This is a genomic window from Pseudonocardia sp. ICBG1293 (genome assembly GCF_020131355.1).
Taxonomy (GTDB): domain Bacteria; phylum Actinomycetota; class Actinomycetes; order Mycobacteriales; family Pseudonocardiaceae; genus Pseudonocardia.
This window is the reverse complement of record NZ_JAHLEL010000083.1, coordinates 1-2,630: the sequence shown is the minus strand read 5'-3', so window position 1 is coordinate 2,630 and position 2,630 is coordinate 1. Positions and strand designations below refer to the sequence as shown.

1 pseudogene is annotated in these 2,630 nt (G+C 71.3%); it reads right to left on the bottom strand.

Annotated features, from left to right (window positions below):
- A pseudogene (locus KPF47_RS36605) lies at positions 1-2,135 on the bottom strand (hypothetical protein); the annotation flags it as partial.
- Positions 2,136-2,630: the final 495 nt, after the last annotated feature.

Genomic DNA, 2,630 nt, shown 5'->3' with positions numbered 1-2,630 from the left:
ACGCTCGATGCCGTCTGGCTCATCGCCTTCTCCTCCTCGGTCGTACCCGGTGCACCGGGCCCCGCTCGCGCGGGGGCACGGTCAGCGCAGGCGCCGCGGCGCCTGGTTCGGGCCCGCACCGGCGCCGGCCCGGGTGCAGATGGAGCGGTCGGCTTCGCCTCCGGCGACGGGCGGGATGTCGATGCCTCCGGGGGGCGGTGGGCGAGATCAGCCCGCAGAGCACCCGCTGTCGGGACGTCGTCGTGCTCGGCCTGGGCTACCGCACGCTCCAGCTCGGCCCGGCCGATCTGATCGTGCGCGGGCTCCGGGACCACGCTCGACGGGCCGGGTTCGGTGGGCCCGGGCTGCGGCTGCTTCTGATCGGCGGCGGCGGGCGCGGTCTCGATCTGGGCGGTCGGCGCCTCGCTCGGCGAGGTGCCGTTGAGTTCGAGCCACGTCTGGCCCGGGTCATCAGAATGGAGAATCGCCTCGATGTAATGGTCGTCGGCGACGGTGCCGGCTCCCCGCGACATCTCCAGCTGCTCGCGCTCCACGGCGTTGGTGGGATCCAGCTCGCGGATCACGAACGGTGTCTCCGGGACACCGTCGCGGGCCGGGCTGGTCACCGGCAGCGCCGGTTCACCGAGTTCGCTCAGCGCCTCCATCCGCTCGGCGTACGCGCGGTCCTGCTCCTCGATCTCCTCCTCGACGCTGACGCGTGCACGAACCGATTCCTCGAGGTCGACGCCGTGCCGCACGATCGTCTTCACATAGGCGGCCGGGAACATAGCCTTCTGCACCCGGGTCTCAGGAACCTGCGCCAGCTGCGGGCCAAAATCGACGCCCTCGGCCTTCCACCCCAGGACCTGCTTGGCCAGGCCGGGCCAGGTCCGGCACCCGATCACTGCATCCACGGTCGCAGGCGACAGATAGGTGCGCATCATCCACTCGGCCGGGCTGAAGTCCACCCCGGTGCGGCCAAGTCCCACCTCGGCCTCAGCCTGCTCGCGGTCCGATTCCGGGTTCTTTTCCGACGCCGTGGCCGACTCCGCCCGGTTCCTGACCACAACACTTAGGTAGGACAGAGGCTCGCGAGCGTTGCTGATCGGTTCCCCGGGCAGGTCGCTGAGCAACGCTGCGACGTCGTGGCCGTCGCTGCGCAGGTCGCACAGCTGGGCGTACAAGCGTGGGTAGGCAGATGCGTCGTAGATCGTGCTGGGCTCGATGCCGGCAGAGTCGAGCCCAGTCCGCAGCGCCTCCTCGACGTGACGGGCCACCGCGGGGTCGATCGGATCCGAGTCAACGACATGGACCCGATCGCGCAGCGCAACAGCTTGGCTGTAGAGCTTCTGCGCAAGACCGTCGGGGTTCTGCGCGTGGAACTCGCGCAGCTCGTCGGTCAGCAACGTCCCGAAGACCTCCTCCATCTCGTGACCGCGGTCCTCCATCCCACGCAACAGCGCCGCCAGACGGTCGACCTCGCGGAAGCTGAGGGTGCCGTCGTCGAGCTGGGCCGGGGTCAGGACCGAGCGGACGAGATCCGGGTCGTCCGGCCATGCCTGGACCAGGCTGTGGGCCATCCGCACGCGCAGCTGCTCAGGTACCTCGCGGACCTCGGTGCGCGCGTGCTCGGCCCGTTGATGTCCGTAGGCGCCCAGGCTCCCCAGGTCCTTGAGCGTGCGCTGCTGGCCGCGGATTACCTCGTCGCGCAGCTGCACTGCGGTCTCGCGATCAGGAACCACCACGAAGATCGACAGCGACTTGTCACCGTAGGACCCGTAGCCGTGAAGGCCCCATGCGCCCCGAGTACCCGACGGCGAGTCGGCGGGCATCGGCCCCATCGTGGTGTGGACCGTCCACCCGAACTGTGCTTCATCACTGGTCCGGTACTCGACCCCCTCGACGCCGGCTTCCGCGGCCGCGCGGAACGCCGCCTCGTCAGCTGCGGCCATCGCCCGCACCCGCGGGTCAGAGTCGATGCTGTACTGCTGGCTGGCCCGTGCGGCAGCGCGTTCCAGGCTCCACGCCCGCTGGTCGAGTTCCATCCGGCGCTGGCGCAGCAGGTTCGCCACGGCGAGCGCCGTCTGCGTCCACGCCTGGGTCTGCTCGCGACCAATCCCCAGCAGCGGGACGTCCTGCTCCATCTGTCCACTCATCGGTCCCTCCCTCGTCTCGGCCTACTCCCGCCAGCCGCCGGCACCGGCCCGGTCGCCGACCGCGGGCGCAGCCGGGGCTGTGAGCTCTGCGGTCCCGGATCGGACCGGCCGGACGCCCCCTGGCGCGGTTCGGTCGGCTCCAGACCACGTGCACCGGGCTCCGGCACAGCCGGCGAGACAGCACCGGCCATCGCGGGCATCGCCTGGCGCAGCTCGGTGTGGCTGCGCTCGGCCGCACGGGCCTGCGCCAACCGCGACTGCGCCAACCGCAGCTCAACGACCTCGGCAACCAACGTGGTCAACGCCCGCGCCAGCCGCGCCGCGTCGCCCTCCCCACGCCGGCCGACCGTGCGGATCGCGCCGAGCCGCCACGCCGACTGCCGCAACGACACCGCCGTCGGTGACCACTCCGACGGCAACACCCGCCCCGGAACCGGGTCGCCCGATCGAAATCGTCGCCCGCCCGGCGCAGCGCCGCACCGCCCACCACACCCT